Origin of the sequence: Stieleria maiorica (assembly GCF_008035925.1) — a bacterium.
Taxonomy (GTDB): Bacteria; Planctomycetota; Planctomycetia; order Pirellulales; family Pirellulaceae; genus Stieleria; species Stieleria maiorica.
The window spans coordinates 7,103,652-7,120,217 of record NZ_CP036264.1; the positions used below are offsets into that span (position 1 = coordinate 7,103,652).

Consider the following 16,566-nt stretch of genomic DNA (forward strand, 5'->3'; position numbering starts at 1 on the left):
GAGGTGAATGATTCGACGGCGCCACGATGATGTCGCGACGCCCGCCCGAGCACAGGGAACATGCGGGATCCACCTTCTGGCGAAGGTGGCTACGTTTGGCCGGTTCACCATCGAAGCTCTGGCTGCGTTTGCCCTTCGACGACCAGGTAACGATGTCCCGGCGTGAGGGCGGCGAAGTCTTGTACCCGTCCCGAAGGCCACTGGACCTGCAAGTGAATGTCCGCGTCGCCTTGGCGCGGTGGGAATGCAAAGCTGCAGACCGGTTCGTCGCTGCAGAAGTATCCGTCTCCGGCGGTCACCCATTCGATGTACGGAGTACGGTCGACGGTTAACGACAGTCGGGCGCCGATGGCGTCCCGTTCGCTAGTCGTCCCGATCAGTTCGACTTGAACCCATCGGCCGTCGGCGCGGGTTTCATCATGCAGCAACGCCAGCGGTTGATCGAGATGCCCGACCAGGAAATCCGTCGCGCCGTCGCGGTCATAGTCGAGCGTGGCGATCGTCCGTCCGAGGTAGGTTTTGTCCCAGTAACCCGATTCGTCCTCCACATCGACCAACTCTAAACTTCGGCCATCGGACATCAGCAATTGCGGCGCCATCTGGTAGGGTTCGCCTTGGTCTCGCATGTCGAAAATATGTCCATTGGTCACGATGAAATCCAGGAACCCGTTACGATCAAAGTCGGCGGCCTTGGTGCCGAATCCGACGAAGGGATTGGTTACCGCGGCCAAACCGTAACGCATGCTGTGATCGGTGAAATCACCGGAGGCGTTTTGCAGATACAGGTTGGCCGGTTCGAGTGAGTAGTTGGCGATTTGCAGATCCAGTCTTCCGTCGCGATTGAAGTCGCCGGTCGCAATCCCCATGCACCCGTTGGCGACTCCGCTCAGCCCGTTGGCCAATCCGTTGGTGTCGGCCAGGTTAAGAAACGAGTTGTTGCCGTCTTGGACCAACAAATGGTTGGGGCGAACATCGATGCCGACGAACACTTCGTTTTTGCCGTCGGACTGGAAATCGGTGACGACCAGCCCGAGTGATGTGCCCGGTTTGGCGATCGACCGTGTGATCTCGTGCAGGCGAAACGTTCCGTCCCCCAGGTTTTCGAACCAGCGGTCGGCGTCGGGATAATGGGCCAAGGGCGTCGGCGAAATCAATTTTCCATCCGGCCCCGTTTTAGGCAGAGCAAAGCCGCCTTCCATTTCGATGTAATTGGATTCAAACAAATCCGGCAGTCGGTCGCCGTTGATATCCGCGATCGCGACCGACGCGGTGAAACGATCGGGGAACTCGCCCAGGCGTTCGGTTTGCTCTTGGAAGGTGCCGTCACCGTTGTTGATCAGCAACCGGTTGTGTCCCAGACTGCCGAGCAACAGATCGGGGAATCCGTCTTGGTTGACGTCGCCGGCGGCCAATCCGGAAGAATAGTGATGGTCTTCGGCATTCGCTGGGACGGTTTTCGTTTGGAAGGTCGAATTCAAGTGGCGATAAAGTTCATTGGAACGCGTGCAACGATCCGTCGGCGGGTCGCCAGAACCTTGGGCCAAGTAGACGTCGGGCCAACCGTCCAGGTCGTAATCCAGCACGGCGATGCCACCACCGAGTGATTCGTGAATGGGGATGGTCGTCAGGTCGATCTCCACGTCCTTGTACCACTGGAACGCCAGATTCAGCTCGTCGGCGCGATTGACCAATCGCGGCGTGGTCGCGACGGCCCGCGGCGGGACGGTCGTCTCCGCAGTGCTGACCCCGCGGTTGCCCAGGCGTTGTTCGTCGAGCGGTTGCAGGCGGAATTGCGAAGGCGCAAGCCCCAGCAAGGCGATTTCGGTGGTCATCGTTGCCGCGGAGGGATCTTGCAGGAGCTGGACACGCTGTCGCGAGACCATTTGTCGAGGGGCCAGGGCATTGCGAGGCAACATGGTCGACGTCCAAGCGAGCGTTTCGAACGGCCGCCCCAACTCCATCAAGTAGCGGGCCAACTGCTCTCGTTTTTCAACATCGGTCGGGGACTCAAGGACCTCTTTCGCCAATCGCTCGGTCTGTGCGATTTCGATCCCACGATTTCGAAACTGCTCACTGTCTTCGGGGCGATCGATCGCGGCGAGCACTTTGGCAAGCCGCTGGTAACTCTCGCGGTCGGTCGGATCGCGAACGATCGACTCCAGCAGCGCCCTGACTGCGGACTCGTGATCGCGTGCGTCGATGTAAAACGTCCCCAACGCGGACCAGTAATCGCTGTGCCGTTCGATTTGTAATGACCGCTGTGAGTGCCAGGATTGAAACGCTTCCCAGTGCTGGCTTTCTGCCAACAGACGCCCGTAAAACGCTTCATCGGCGACGCTGGCAAATCCATCGCGTCGTTGCCGTTCCAGTTGCTCCAACGCACGGTCATATTGCTGGACGCTGTAGAACCAACGGGCTTTGCCCAAGCCGGGTGCGAACTGTTTCTCGATTTGCTGGGGCGTGGCCCCCTTGTCTTTGATCAGGTCCGGTGAGGGAAACGCCAGACGACGACCGATCAGAGAAAGCAGTTCCGGTTCGGTGGCCAGCCCCAGACGGCACAACGCCATGGCCTGGTCGCAAGCCTCCTGTCGGCGGCCGACGAAGTTCAGTAATCGCCAGGCTTCGTGCCGCCACTTCAGCCTGTCCTGTTGTTTCACCAGGGCATCGAGCAGCAGGTCGGCAGCCAATCCGTGGCGTCCACGTTTTGCCAACAGTTGTGCGTGCAGATCGATCGCCGCCGGCCAGACCTTTGAATCGGCGTTGACCGATCGGATGACTTCGAGAGCGGTTTCCAGATCGCCGCGGGCCGCCTCGACCTGGGCCGTCAACAAGATCGCGTCGTCATTGTCCGGGTGACGGATCATCAGCGAGTAGAGTGACTTGGCGGCGGTGTCGTGATTACCCCGTTGGGAGAGTGCTTTGGCCTGGTCCAATTCCATCTGAATTTTGGTCGCGTCATCCAGCTCCACCAGCGCCGCCTCCGAATCACGCATCCGATCGGATTGTGACGCGGGCTGACATCCCAGGACCAGAAGGGTTGCCGTGACGGCGAACGATGAAGCGAGATTGCGTTTGGACGCCATCAAGAATTCGGTCTGGGTCAGTCGGGGAGTGTGAGTCGCATCAGCCGGACGCGCGCCGGCGTGACGAGGCGATGACGTTCTTGGATGAAAAAACCTCGCCCGCGGACTGCACGGACGAGGTGTCTGGTTCAGCAGAATCGTTCTACGAAACTACTGGTTCAACTGTTCTTCGATGGTTTCCTTGCCGGCTCGGCTGCCCAGCGATCCCCACAAACCATATACACTCTTTTTGCCGACTTTGTAGTAGGCACCTGGAGCGCGCGGTGAATCCCACGCACCGTTGGTCGGGGAATTCTGGTCCCCGGACTCGACCGAGTCGGTCATGAAAATGACCGCGCCGTCGCCCATCAGGATGTGTGCACCGCCCTGGTGGCGGCTACTCGGTGGCGCCGAACCGACGTTGTCGTGCCAACCGTTAAAGCAGACTTCCGAGTTCGGCGGTCGGATGGTGTTGACCATCGTCATGCCCATCGATGCCCAAGCCCAGTTCATGCCACGGCCGTTGGTGTTTTCGGCAATGTTGGGTGGGATGGTGCACAACGTGGCGTCATCACACCAGAACATCGGCTCGTCGGGCAGCAACTGATTCTCTTCGACGCAGTACAACGGATTTTTTTCGACCAACCAATTTCCGTTGGTGATCGACAGGGCACTTCGTTTGTCGCGGTCACCCAAGTCGGTCATGATTTCTGCCATCGCGATCGTATTGGACAGGCCGTCCAGGATGTCACGGAATTTGGTCGGACGCTTGCGGGAGAAATAACCGCGATCCGAGGCGGCGAAGCCGATCGGACGCCAATCATCCGGCGGAGGTGCCAAGTTGCCTTCTTTGGGGCCGTTGTCCCAGATTTGGCTGAACGCGTCACCGACGCACGCGGCGTAGTTCGTGCGACCGCGTCCCGGACGCCCAGTCCCGGGGTCGCTGGGGCAGCGAAGCGTGGGAATCTCGGTTGCCCAAGGGATGAACCGGTCGGTTTGGTCATTGCGGTCGTGACGCGGGTTGGGACCCATCGGGGACCACCGTCCGGACGGAGTGTTGGGGACCGAACCATCGGTCGTCGCCGAACCGCTGTTTTGGATCTGGTCCCAAACACCTTGCTGCTCCATGAACGGCGTCAGGCCGACCATCGCACTCAGCTCTTCGTTGTTGGTGGTCACCGATCCTTCCCACCAAGACCCGACGCGTGTTCCGCCGGGGTTGTGTCCCAGCCCCGTCCCACCGTTGTTGACAGGGTTTTGCTTGTAAGCCGAGTGATAATTCTGCAGTGCCAGTCCAATCTGTTTGAAATTGTTACTGCAGCTCATCCGTCGTGCGGCTTCGCGAGCCGCTTGGACTGCTGGAAGCAGCAAGCCCACGAGAATACCAATAATGGCAATGACGACCAGCAGTTCCACCAGCGTGAAACCGCTCGTCAGCGATCTTCTTCGAACCATCTAATTACTCCGATGACGAGAAAGGGAAAGATGCAACGGGCGATAAGAGTGGGAATACGGGAAAACGAACCCCATTACAACGCGTTAATGTACCCGTAGATCGTCCTTTTCGACTAAAGAAATACGCGTCAGTTCACCCTAAATCGGGAAAAAACAGCCCCAAATTGTGGGGAGGTAGCTCGGAAGAGTGGTGGATTATGATCCCTTGGCGCGTTCTTGAGATTCTTTCTGCCGCATTGGGGCAGTCCCGCCAGCGGGAAGCGTGACGGCCCGTTGATTTAGTCCGATCACACGCGGGATCAGCCGTTTCGCGCGAGCGTACGGGCTTCCTATCCCAAGAAAACGCACTGGCGCCCGTAGGCTCGCGCCAAACGGCTGATTAAATCAACGGGCCGGTGAGCGAGCGGCCCGAGGTGAATGAGCTGCCAACGCCCGCCACTCGCTGACGCGTCGTGCTGGCAACGCCATGCCAGCGGGAAGCGTGAGCGAGCGGCCCGAGGTGAATGAGTTGCCAACGCCCGCCACTCGCTGACGCGTCGTGCTGGCATAGCGGGGAAAGCGACGTCAGTTGCCGCCTTTCTTGGACATCTGCTCTCTCATCTGCTTTTCGTACTCGGCTTGTTGCGACGCCGACATCGCTCCGTCGTCTTCCTCGACCGGTTCCACGACGGTCGGAGCGCTGCCACCACAACCGACGAAGGAAGGAACGGAAATCCCGAGGAGGGCGGTGAGAATTAGAAGCTTTTTCATTTGATTACCCAGGAAAAAACGTAATAGACGACCAAAGAAGTGCATGTCGCTTGGTCGACCGGGGCAACCAACGAGGGTGCGCCGACCGATGGGATCAAGCACAAGACAGTGTATTGCGGCGCAATCCGCCCGTAAAGGAATCTATCGGCGCGAAAAATGGGCAGGAAGGATGCTAAAACCCTTCGTGGGCCGCACCATGCAGTTCGGCCAGTTCAGCTTCGGTCAATCCGCCGATCTTGTCGGGATCGAACGAATGGTCGCGGGTCAGGTGGGTCCAGAAGGTCATGCCACTGACCATGGCCTCCTGGATCTCGACTTTTGCGAGCCAGATTCTGATTTCGTCGGCGTTTAAGCTGAGCAGCCAATCGCTCGGCGGTCGTCCGTGCCGACTTCGTCGTTCTCCACTGGAACGCCCGGCATCGGCTTGGCTGCGATCGCCGAATTCCACCGGCATCGTCTCGGCGTCTTGGGGTTCAATCGCCAATGCGCGGGAGCCGAGTTTGATCGCGATTTGTCGATCTTGCCACGAATCGACGGTCAGGATCGGGCGTCCGAGGCGTTTGCGGTCTGCCGGGGCCAGCATCACGTCGGGAACGAGCCGCTCGTCCAGATAGCCCGTTGGTCCGACGTGCGGTTTTCCAGTTTCGCGATGGATCGGCGTGGTGACTCCGGTGGTTTTCCAGTAGTTCCCGTCGATCAAGCTTTCACGTTCGTACCAGCGCCACGACGCATTGCGGACCACCGACCAGTGTTCGGCAGTCGCGCGCTCGGCGGCGGAGCGCGATGAGACGACGTCGCTGGGCAACGGATCGACGCCGTCGCTGCCGGCAATCGACGTTGCCACCGCAGCCAAGTCGTCGAGCCCGTTGGCGGCGATCCGATCGGCGAGCGGGAGCAACGCGAAACCGGCCCAAAAGGCGAAGCGTCGACGCGAAAATTCGTTGAGTTGCATGACAGGAAACCCGTGCAAAGACTGCCGGCAAATTGAAGGAACGTTTGGTCGAATTGCCAAAACGGCCGCAGCGCTGCGAAAAACTCTTCGTTGTGATCCTACGAGGAGCGGCATTGTCAAGGGCTTTCAGCGGTCGCCGACATCTCCGCCGCCGGTGCAACCGTCGCAACCGATTCGATCGAAACCTCACCGGGAATTGTCGTCGTTTGTTGCCGGGCCGGTTGAAATGTCGGACACTAGTAGCCTGCCGCCGCATCGTTTTCGATTGGGCTGGACAGTCGCCGTCCTCTCCGAGGTCGGCGTGCGGCAAAGCTTCGCTTTTACGCGCCCGCGTCGAGTTCGGAGAACACGACGACAGTGGGTGGCTAAAGCCTGTGCACCAACGCTGATGCCCACGCCAGTCGTTCCTCACCCCCGTTCGCGACCGAATTGATCGGAGTCCGTTTTGAAACGAATCCCCATCGCTGCCGCAGCCCTCATCCTGGTCGCGCTCGGTCTGGGTTTGCTCGATCTGGGTTTGCTCGATCTGGGGACGCCCGACAGGGAGCGGTTCCGCGGCATGGTCTCACCGCGGTTGCAGTCGGACAAGTCATCGGACACGGCACCGACGATCCAGGCCGCGGGCCCCACCTATGTCGGTCGCCAGACTTGTTTGGAGTGTCACCGGGAAAACCATCGTCTGCACAGTCACCACGGGCATGCGACGACCTTTCGCAGCACCAAAGATCCCGAAGTCGCGCGTCGATTTGCCGGTAAGTCCTATGACGCCGGTGAACCGTTCGGAACGTACACCTATCACGTCGACGATCAAGGCTTGTTTGTACGCATTCCGGACAAGTTCGGTGACCGACCGTTTCGTCTGGAGTACGCCCTCGGGCATCGATCCATGACGTTGATCTCGCTGTTGCCCGATCTCCAGTCGGATCAGGACACGCCCCGGTCGGATCGGGACACGGTGGCGTTGGAGCATCGGGTGTCCTGGATGGCATCAGAGGGCCAATTGGGAAAAACGCCCGGTCAGCACGATGGCCCTCCGCAAACGGCCGCCGAGCTGTTTGGCCACCGGCACGAAGGCCGCATCATGCACCGCTGTGTTTATTGTCACGTCACGACCGGGGAGATCGTCGGCCAACAAATCGTCGGTCTGACCCCCAACGTGAACTGCGAGAAATGCCATGGGTCGGCAAGCGAACACGTCCGTCAAGCGCGAACGATGAAGACACCGCCTCCGTTTTCGGTCGGGCGTGTCGATTGGGATGCCGAATCGGAGTTGCAACTGTGCGGCGATTGTCATCGCATGCCACGAGACATCACACGAAAACAGTTGCGGGAATACCCGGATCTGTTGGCGCGGTTTCAGCCCGTGGGACTGCTTCGCAGCGAATGTTTCGTGCAATCCGGCGGGAGCTTGAAATGCACCACGTGCCACAACCCCCATCAGTCGATTGACGAGACGACGGAAACGGAGCACGAGCAAAACTGCATCGCCTGTCATGACGAAACGACACCGTCGACCGAGACGAGTCGCAAGCATACCGTCTGTCCGGTTTCCCCCACCACCGGTTGCATCGCGTGCCACATGCCTGCGCTCAAGCTGGATGGGCTCGGCGACGGCTTTCACGACCATTGGATCCGCGTTCGCGACGACAAGTGAAGACTTCATTATTGAACACGATCGCAGGACTGGTCTTTGTCACCGCGCTGCTGGGCGCGGGGTGCGACAAAGCCGGTGACAAGCCCGAACGCGAGTCAACGACCGCACTGCCTGCGTCTGCACTGCCTGCTTCTGCACTGCCTGCTTCTGCACTGCCGGCGACATCGGACGCGCGGCCGGAGGGAGTTTCCGACTCGTCGGATTCGGCTGGTGTTGCGGGGCAAGGCGATCACGTGACGGAGAATCTGGCGACCGCGCCACCGAACCCTTCACCGTCGGTGGTGCAGCCGGCGGCCGAGGACCTGCCGTCGTCACCCGGCGAACTTCACGATGCGGCAATCACGGCGTTGGACGCGGGAGACGATGACCGAGCATTTCGTCTGGCTCGCAAGGCGATGGCCGTCGCCCCGGATGATCCGCAAACACGATTCCTGATGGCTCGTGTGCTGGCCGAACGCAATCGTTTTGCCGAAGCGATCAAAATGTTGGACGACTTGTTGGAGCAAATGCCCGATGCTCGTTTGCCGATCTTCGGGCAAACCGCCGATTGGTTGACCCATCAAGGCCAGTGGGACGAAGCCGAACGACGATACCGGGTGATTTTGGAGGAAGTCCCAAACGCCAGCATGGCAGAACGGATGCTCGCACAATTGCTGTTGCGACAGGGGCGACGAGTTGAAGCGGCCGGCTACCTGCGTCAGTTGTGCCGGCGCGGTGTGGTGGAACCATCCAATCTCCGATCGTTATTGCGACTGTCCTGGCCGTTTCCCGAAGACGCCGCGAGCGAACCGCTTGATCCGATCGGACCGCTCGGTCAGGCGAGATCAGAAATCAGTCACGGCCGATGGGAGGACGCGTTGCAAACGCTGACGCGGGCCGCATCGGATGATCCCAACATCGATGCCTTGATCGGGCGCATCCACGCTCAACGTCAAGACGGCAACGCACTGGCCCGGTGGGCGGATTCGATTCCGCAGCCGGTCGGCGACGCGGCCGATTACTGGTTTGCCATCGCCAGCCATCACGCCGGCCGAGGCCGCCATCGCGATGCGGTTGAGTGTTTTTGCAAGGCCGTGATGATCGACCCGACCGACGATGCGGCCTATCGGAGGATGAGTCGGTCGCTGGAAGTGTTGGGATTTAAAACCTGGGCCGACGAGGCGCGGGGGCGATCAGAATTGATCGCCCAAACGTACGCGATTGGTCAGAAGTTGGGCGTCGGTTCCGACGTCGACCCGGAGGACGCGCGCCGTTTGGCGGATCTGTTGGAGAAACTGAATCGGCCCTTCGAAGCGTTGGCGTGGCGAACCGTCGATGCGGCACTGCGGCGATCGCGCGGCGAGCTGTCCGACCAGGATGCATCGCGTGAAATCGCAGCGATCAATCGCGACCGAATGCAGCGTCAGCGGTCCGGTCGACCCGCTGCGACGGAGGAGTTCGTGGTTTGTGGCGTCGAATTGGACCGGTTGGGTGAGCCGCCGAGCACCCCATAGTCCCGTCCCCAGGCCCCGCCTGGGCTGCGCGGAATCGTTCGATTCTTTCGCGTTTTCGATTCCGCTACACCCTCATGGGATCAGCCGTTTGCCGCCAGCCCAATGCCACCTCCTTTCGATCACAACTTGAGCCGTCGGCGCTAGCCTCGGGCCTTACTTTCGATCACAAATTGAGCCGTCGGCTGATCAAGTAGCTGGCATCGGGCGCCAGCCTACGGGATTCCATACTCGCTGGGGCCCGAACGCTTGCGCGAATCGGCTGATCTCACTCGTGTATCGTCGTCCGATGGCTGCTGTGATTCGACCATCCATCGCGGAATGATTTCGCTTGAATTCTGAACCACCGCAAAATCCAGATTTCGCATTGCCCCGGCGGAGCCGGGGCTGCAAGGCATGAAACCCTCTTTCGGTCGGCGGCTGGTTTTTGGTACACGCACGTGATTGCGGTTCCATTGGGCGAAGAGTTTGCGGGCAGCATCCAAAATGAGAGTCTTGTACGAGGGCGCGATCTTCCAGATTTTGCGTTGCGGCGGTGTGGCCCGCTATTTCACGGAACTGATCCGTCATTTGCCGCAAGATTGCCAACCGACGGTCGTCGGCCCGGCCGCTGAAGCTCCGGAGTTTTCCAATCCCCGACTCAGCTATCGTGGGGTGCAAACCGACCCGCCGGTGTCGTGGCTGAGAAAGCTGACGCGCGAGCGGATGCAGCGCCGGATCGGCCAGCAGTTCGACGCGGTGGATGCGGAGATCGAGCACTGGACGTATTACAGCGGATTGTGTCGCCGATCGATCCGGCGGGGCAACCGGCCGCTGATCGCAACGGTGCTGGATTTCGTTCACGAAGCCGTTCCGTCGCTCGACCCCTCCGGCAAGCACATCGCACTCAAACACGCCGCGATTCGAACGGCCGATCACCTGATCTGTATCTCTCAATCGACCCACGACGAACTGTGTGAGCGTTTCCCGGACTGTCGCGGCAAGGCGTCCGTGATTCCGTTGGGGACGTCGCTTTCGGATGTCACGCCCGCAGCGTTGCCCGCAGCGTTGACGGACAAGCCCTACGTTCTGTTCGTCGGTCGCCGCAATAGTTACAAAAACTTCCAGGTCGTTTGGAAGGCATGGAATCGGCTCGGCGGTGCACTCCCCCAGGAGGCGAAGCTGGTGATGGTCGGACCGCCGATGAAACGGCGTGAAGCGACCCAATTGCAATGGCGCGACGACGGTTCGGCGATCTTGATGCCCAACGCGTCGGACGCGCTGTTGCGCACGCTCTATGAACGCGCCCGAGCGTTTGTGTTTCCGTCCAAAGCCGAGGGGTTCGGATTGCCGTCGTTGGAAGCGATGGCGGCGGGAACGCCGGTGATGGTTTCCGACCTGCCGGTGATGCGTGAAGTGGCCGGTGATTGCGGCTACTACTTCGATCCGGACGATGTGGAGATGGTCGCCCAGATGCTCCGTTCCGCGTTGACCGACACGTTGCCGAACAAGCAGGCGATCATTCAAGCGGGACGTCGCCGTGCCGCGTCGTTTCAATGGCAATCCACCGCAAAACGCACCGCCGCGGTCTATCGGGCGGTCGCCGAACAAACAAAGACGTCGAGTGACAATCGGTCGAGTGACAATCGGTTGTGTGTCGCCTAGAAATCTACCGCAGCCTTCTTTTTCGATTGGGCTGGACAGTCGCCGTCCTCTCCGAGGTCGGCGTGGAGCGAAGTTTCGCTTTTCCTCCTTTTTCAACTGATCAATGACAATGGACTGTTTGGTTTGCCGCAACACCTCGGACTCGTTCGCCGGTGCGACGATCATGGGGAAGTACGAAATCGAATACTTTCGCTGTCGCGATTGTCAGTTCATTCAGACCGAAGAACCGTATTGGTTGGAAGAAGCGTACAACCACGCGATCATTCCGTCGGACGTCGGCTTGATCGCGCGGAACGAACGCCTTTCGCGGGTCGTCGACCGATTGTTGCGATACGTGTACCCTCAAGCGTTCTACTGCTTGGATTACGGCGGCGGGTACGGGATGTTCACGCGGATGATGCGTGACCGCGGGCACCATTTTTTGCATCGTGATCCTTATTGTCAAAACCTGTTCGCGCCGGGGTTGGAGGGCGAGCCGTCGGCGGGCGGGTTCGATTTTTTGACGGCGTTGGAGGTCTTTGAGCACTTCGACAATCCGCACCGTGAGTTGCAGGTGCTTGATGCGACCGCCGACCATTGGTTCGTTTCCACCGAACCGGTTCCCGACCCCGCACCGCAGCCGGGCCAGTGGTGGTACTACGTGTTGGACGGCGGCCAGCACATCAGCCTGTGGTCAAAACGGGCGTTGCAGACCGTGGCGGCGCACTATGGTCGGCAACTGATTTCGCATCGCGGGGTGCATGTTTTCAGCAAGACGAAAACCAATCCGTTCTGGGTCAAGCAGATCTTGCGAGACAAGGCCAGCCGTGTGTTGGATCCGTTCCGGCGTCGCCGGTCCTTGCTGCGCGACGACTTTCAACGGGCGGCCGCAGCGACGTTGCATCGAGCGGCGTAGGGGTGCCGCCGCAGGTAGCGGAAGCCGCCAAGGCTTTCGATTCCGCAGGCGGCTTTGCCGCAGGGGCGAAACTCTTGGCGAGTTCCGCTACCGGGCGTGTTGCTCTCTCGATCGCCCGATCAGATCGACCAGCCCTTGGGCGGCGGCGGCGATGGAGTGCTTTTGCTGGACGCCGCGTCGGCCCGCTTCGGCCAGTTCGCGACGCCGATCCGGATCGGCTTTGAGTTCATCGATCGCGGCGCTCAGGGCATCGATGCTGTTCGGCGGGACCAACACGCCGCCGCCGGTCGAACGCACCAGTTCGCCGAATGCCCCATGGTCGGGCATCACCACCGGGGTCCCGACCGCCAGCGATTCGAGCACGAACAAACCCTTGGGGTCTTCGTACTCGGTCGGCACGCTCAACAGATCGATGTCTTGGAGAAAGCGGACCTTGCCGGCCAGATCGGGGCTGCCGTGATAAGTGAATCGATCGGCCAACCCCGCGTCTCGCAATCGCTTTTCGACCGAACGCAAGTACGGTTCGTTTCCGTTGCCCAGCCAACCGGCCGCGTGCAGGGTGATGTCAGCGTCGACCGCGGCAATCCGTTCAAAGGCTTCGACCAAACGATGCAAGCCTTTCTCGGGGGCGATGCGGGCCAGGTAGCCGAGTCGGAACCCGGAGTTGCCAGCGCGCGCCGGGCGATCGTTGGCGGAAAACGGTGATAGATCGATCGAGAGTGGTGTGACGACGATTTTTTCGTCCGGGATCTCGAACAACGCCCCCATTTTCTGGGCGTAAAACTGGCTGTGGACGCAAAAGTGGTCGATGTGCCGGACCAGATCCGTGCAAAGTTCGATTGCCGTACTGCGGGCCGCTTGCGGCAGATGGTCCAGGAAAATGTCGTCGCCCTGCAACATCACCATCAGCTCGGCATCAGGCAATCGCTCGCGTAGTCCTGGCAATCCGCCGCCGATCAACAGGTTCGTCAAGATCACGGCATCGGGTTTCAAGTCGTCGGCGATCCAATCGGTCAGACGCTTGAATTCCTGGGCTTGGTTCCCGCGGGCACCGCGCAGCATGGAAACCGACAGTTCACCAAGCTTGGCCGGATCGACGCCGCCGGCACGTCGGGTCGCCCAGCGGATCAGCGGCGGGGAATCCAGCATGCCGCGAAGGGGGCGGGGCAGGAACCTTAACCAGGGCATCTGCTGTAACAAATAGACGTGGATGCCGCCGAGAAAGACCCGCGAGTCGGCAACGCTCTCCTCGTCCGTCCGGATCGGTGTGTAGACCGGTTGCAGGACGCAATCAACACCGATGGCGGCCATCGCCCGGGCGATGGCGTTGTCATGCATGCAACTGCCGCAGAACATTCCGGCGGCACCGGCAGTCAGGTAAACAACTTTCGTCAACTCGGGGCCGTCGGAATAGGGGAAAATCTGTGGCAAAACGCTCGTTGTGACTCTAGCGGCACGTTTCTATACTCCGCCCTGGCAATCTTGATGAACTGGCAATTTTGATGAACAGGCGATCGCAGTGAATTGTCGATCGCGATGCACCGGACGCGGACGCGCCCCGATGATTTTATCAGCCCCATCGCACCCGCCGCGGTTTCCATGACCGCTAACCGGCTTTAGCGTCCGCGGGCTTGCCATTAGGCACGGAAAGCCGACGAAATCAACAGGCCACCGACACGGCCCACTCGACGTTCCGGGGTGTTGCACCGGAAAAGTTCCTCGCAAGAAAATACCTGACTATGAGTCTTCGTTCTGCCCCGGCTTCCGGGGGTTTGCCCCAGATCCACCCCATCGAGCAATCGACGGCGCCTTACTATTGGGGAATCGACATCGGCGGGACCGGCATCAAACTCGGATTGGTTGATGAGCAGGGTGACACGGTCGCTTACGAGAAGATCCCGACCCGCGAGGGTGAGGGGGCTCCGGCGGCGATGCAGCGGATCGCGGCCGTCGTCAGCGGGGTAGAAAGCGGTCTGGGTGTGATCGGAAAGGTGCCGCACATCGGCTTGGGGGCTCCCGGCCCGATGGATCTGCCGCGTGGGTTGTTGGTCGCACCGCCGCAATTGCCGTCCTGGTGGGGCTTCAATATCGTCGACGCGTTGACCAAACTGCTGGGGCGGCCGATTTCGTTCCTGAACGACGCCAATGCGGCCGCCTTCGGAGAATTCTGGATCGGCACCGGGCGCGGTTCCCAATCGATGATCCTGTTGACACTCGGCACCGGGGTCGGCGGAGGCATCATTGTCGACGGCGAACTGGTCAACGGAGTCAACAGTTTTGGCAGCGAATGCGGACACATTCTGGTGGATCCCTCGCCGACGGCACGGTTGTGTGTCTGGGGCGGGGGCCGCGGCCAGTTGGAGGCGTATGCCAGTGCCAGCGCCGTGGTCGACCGCACCCGCGACGCACTGACCGAGGGGGCGGAAAGCTCGCTCAGTGGTTTGCTGGGCGGCAGCAACAGTGAACTGACGGCCAAAAAGGTCTATGAAGCGGCCGCGGAAGGTGACGCGTTGGCGCTGAAGATCATTGACGAAACCGCAACCTGGTTGGGGATCGGGATCACGACATTGGTCCATGCCCTCGATCCGGGCGTCGTGACCCTGGGCGGGGCGATGAACTTCGGCGGCAGCGGGTGCAAAATCGGACAGCGGTTTTTGTCCGTCATTCGCGAAGAGTTCAAGAGCCGGACATTTGAGAACGTATTTGACGGCACCTCCATCGCCTTTGCGAGTTTGGGGGGCGACGCGGGATACCTGGGATTGGCCGGGTACGCGCGAAAACAGGCAATGAAACAATCATGATCAAACAGATTCGAAACTTCTGCATCATCGCGCACATCGATCACGGCAAAAGCACGCTGGCCGACCGACTGCTGGAAGAAACCGGCACGGTCAGTTTGCGGCAGATGAAAGAGCAGTTGCTGGACGATTTGGAATTGGAGCGCCAACGCGGCATCACTATCAAGGCGCGCGCGGTGGTGATGCGTTTTAAACGCGGCAACGTGGAATACGAATTGAACCTGATCGACACGCCCGGCCACGTCGACTTTCAGTACGAAGTGTCGCGGTCGCTGGCCTGTTGCGAAGGTGCATTGTTGTTGGTCGACGCCTTCCAAGGCGTCGAGGCACAAACGGTCGCCAACGCCTACGCGGCGATGGAGCATGACTTGCACATCGTTCCGGTCATCAACAAGATCGACCTGACGCACGCGCGACCGGACGAAGTGGCCGAGGAGATGATGCACTCGTTGGGGACCGATCCGGACGACTGTGTTCGCGTCAGTGCCAAGACCGGGCAAGGCGTCGATGCCCTGGTCGATGCCATCATCGATCGCATCCCCGCCCCGACCGGTGACCCCGATGCCGTGTTGCAAGCGATGGTCTTCGATTCCAACTACGACGACTACCGCGGTGCAATCACCTACGTCCGTGTGATGCAAGGCACCGTCCGCAAGGGCCAAAAGATTCGCTTCCTGCGTGCCGGAACGACGCACGAGGTGGTTGAATTGGGGCAATTCGCGCCTCAACGCGTCGCCAGGGACGAACTGGTGGCCGGCCAGGTCGGCTATCTGATCTGCAACATCAAAAGTCTGGGCGATGTGCATATCGGCGACACCGTCAGCATCGCCGGTGACAACGCCGCGGCGCCGCTGCCGGGATACTCGCGTCCCAAACGAATGGTTTACTGCGGCCTGTTCCCCAGCGACGGACAGAACTTTAGTGATCTGCGAGACGCGTTGGAGCGATTGGCCGTCAACGACCCGAGTTTTGAATTCGAGCCCGAGACCAGCGATGCGTTGGGATTCGGATTCCGCTGCGGATTCCTGGGGCTGTTGCACATGGAGATCGTCCAACAGCGGCTGGAAAACGAATCGGACATCGACCTGGTCCAAACCGCACCCAACGTGACGTATGAGATCATCAATAAACGCGGCGAGACGATCACGGTGCACAAACCCCAAGACGTTCCCGATCCGGGCGACATCGAAGAGTTTCGTCAGCCGATCGTCCGCTGCAACATCATCGTCCCGACCGATTACATCGGCGCGGTGATGAAGTTATGTCAGGAACGACGCGGCATCCAGAAGGCGCAAGAGTACCTGGGCGCCCAACGCGCGATGCTGACTTATGACATCCCGCTTGCCGAAGTCGTCTATGACCTGCACGACAAGATTAAAAGCTGCACCCGCGGCTACGGCACGTTGGACTATGAGATGGTCGGTTACGAAGCGGCCGACCTGTGCCGATTGGACTTTTTGGTCAACGGTAATCGCGTCGATGCGTTGAGCATCGTTTGCAACCGGGCCGATGCCGATCGGCGTGGACGCGCGGTCGCAAAGAAGCTCAAGAGCGAGATCGACCGACACATGTTCGAAGTCGCGGTCCAAGCCGCGGTCGGCAGTCGCGTGATCGCTCGCGAAACCGTTCCGGCGATGCGAAAGAACGTGACGGCCAAATGTTACGGTGGCGACATCACGCGGAAACGCAAGCTGTTGCAAAAGCAGAAGGAAGGCAAGAAGCGCATGAAGGCCGTCGGCAATGTCGAAATCAGCCAAAAGGCGTTCATGGCCGTGTTGAGCGAAGCCGAGGGCGGCTGATCCGGCGTCACCCACCCGTAGCGGAACTCGCCAAGAGTTTCGTCCTTCACGGCGAAGCCGCATCGAC

At 60.2% G+C, this 16,566-nt stretch carries 11 protein-coding genes; 6 read left to right on the forward strand and 5 right to left on the reverse strand.

The window, feature by feature from the left end:
- Positions 1 to 104: 104 nt before the first annotated feature.
- The 4 genes from Mal15_RS24170 to Mal15_RS24185 form a co-directional block, all read right to left on the reverse strand.
- Positions 105 to 3,083 carry an FG-GAP-like repeat-containing protein gene (locus Mal15_RS24170; protein ID WP_147870109.1) on the reverse strand — a complete coding sequence of 993 codons (2,979 nt, stop codon included), beginning with the start codon at positions 3,081 to 3,083 and terminating at the stop codon, positions 105 to 107.
- Positions 3,084 to 3,233: 150 nt separating this feature from the next.
- A complete protein-coding gene (locus Mal15_RS24175) occupies positions 3,234 to 4,517 on the reverse strand; it encodes a DUF1559 domain-containing protein (protein WP_147870110.1) in 1,284 nt (427 codons plus the stop codon).
- A gap of 564 nt (positions 4,518 to 5,081) precedes the next feature.
- The gene (locus tag Mal15_RS24180; protein WP_147870111.1) at positions 5,082 to 5,267 is read right to left on the reverse strand and encodes a hypothetical protein; all 186 of its coding nucleotides are present in this window, start codon (positions 5,265 to 5,267) and stop codon (positions 5,082 to 5,084) included.
- 172 nt (positions 5,268 to 5,439) lie between these two features.
- Positions 5,440 to 6,219, reverse strand: a complete 780-nt coding sequence (locus tag Mal15_RS24185; protein WP_147870112.1) for a hypothetical protein — start codon at positions 6,217 to 6,219, stop codon at positions 5,440 to 5,442.
- Positions 6,220 to 6,664: 445 nt separating this feature from the next.
- On the opposite strand from Mal15_RS24185, the gene Mal15_RS24190 reads away from it, so the two are divergent.
- The 4 genes from Mal15_RS24190 to Mal15_RS24205 all read left to right on the forward strand — a co-directional run bounded on the left by Mal15_RS24190 (position 6,665) and on the right by Mal15_RS24205 (position 11,902).
- Complete coding sequence (locus tag Mal15_RS24190) at positions 6,665 to 7,873, forward strand: cytochrome c3 family protein (protein ID WP_233902990.1); 1,209 nt, start codon at positions 6,665 to 6,667, stop codon at positions 7,871 to 7,873.
- Positions 7,870 to 9,366 carry a tetratricopeptide repeat protein gene (locus Mal15_RS24195; protein ID WP_147870113.1) on the forward strand — a complete coding sequence of 499 codons (1,497 nt, stop codon included), beginning with the start codon at positions 7,870 to 7,872 and terminating at the stop codon, positions 9,364 to 9,366. Before Mal15_RS24190 ends, Mal15_RS24195 begins: the two co-directional genes overlap by 4 nt.
- Positions 9,367 to 9,849: 483 nt before the next feature.
- Positions 9,850 to 11,007: a glycosyltransferase family 4 protein gene (locus Mal15_RS24200; protein ID WP_147870114.1), complete on the forward strand. Its 1,158-nt coding sequence runs from the start codon at positions 9,850 to 9,852 to the stop codon at positions 11,005 to 11,007.
- A gap of 103 nt (positions 11,008 to 11,110) precedes the next feature.
- On the forward strand, positions 11,111 to 11,902 hold the full coding sequence (locus Mal15_RS24205; RefSeq protein ID WP_147870115.1) for a class I SAM-dependent methyltransferase: 792 nt from the start codon (positions 11,111 to 11,113) through the stop codon (positions 11,900 to 11,902).
- An 87-nt stretch (positions 11,903 to 11,989) separates the two neighbouring features.
- On the opposite strand, the gene Mal15_RS24210 is transcribed toward Mal15_RS24205, so the two are convergent.
- Positions 11,990 to 13,333, reverse strand: a complete 1,344-nt coding sequence (locus tag Mal15_RS24210; protein WP_233902991.1) for a glycosyltransferase family 4 protein — start codon at positions 13,331 to 13,333, stop codon at positions 11,990 to 11,992.
- A 308-nt stretch (positions 13,334 to 13,641) separates the two neighbouring features.
- Here Mal15_RS24210 and Mal15_RS24215 point away from each other — a divergent pair, with 308 nt between their 5' ends.
- Together Mal15_RS24215 and lepA are read left to right on the forward strand one after the other, a co-directional pair.
- On the forward strand, positions 13,642 to 14,703 hold the full coding sequence (locus Mal15_RS24215) for an ROK family protein (RefSeq protein ID WP_147870116.1): 1,062 nt from the start codon (positions 13,642 to 13,644) through the stop codon (positions 14,701 to 14,703).
- Entirely contained in the window at positions 14,700 to 16,499 is a 1,800-nt protein-coding gene (gene lepA, locus Mal15_RS24220) for a translation elongation factor 4 (protein WP_147870117.1), read from the forward strand. Before Mal15_RS24215 ends, lepA begins: the two co-directional genes overlap by 4 nt.
- Positions 16,500 to 16,566 lie beyond the last annotated feature (67 nt).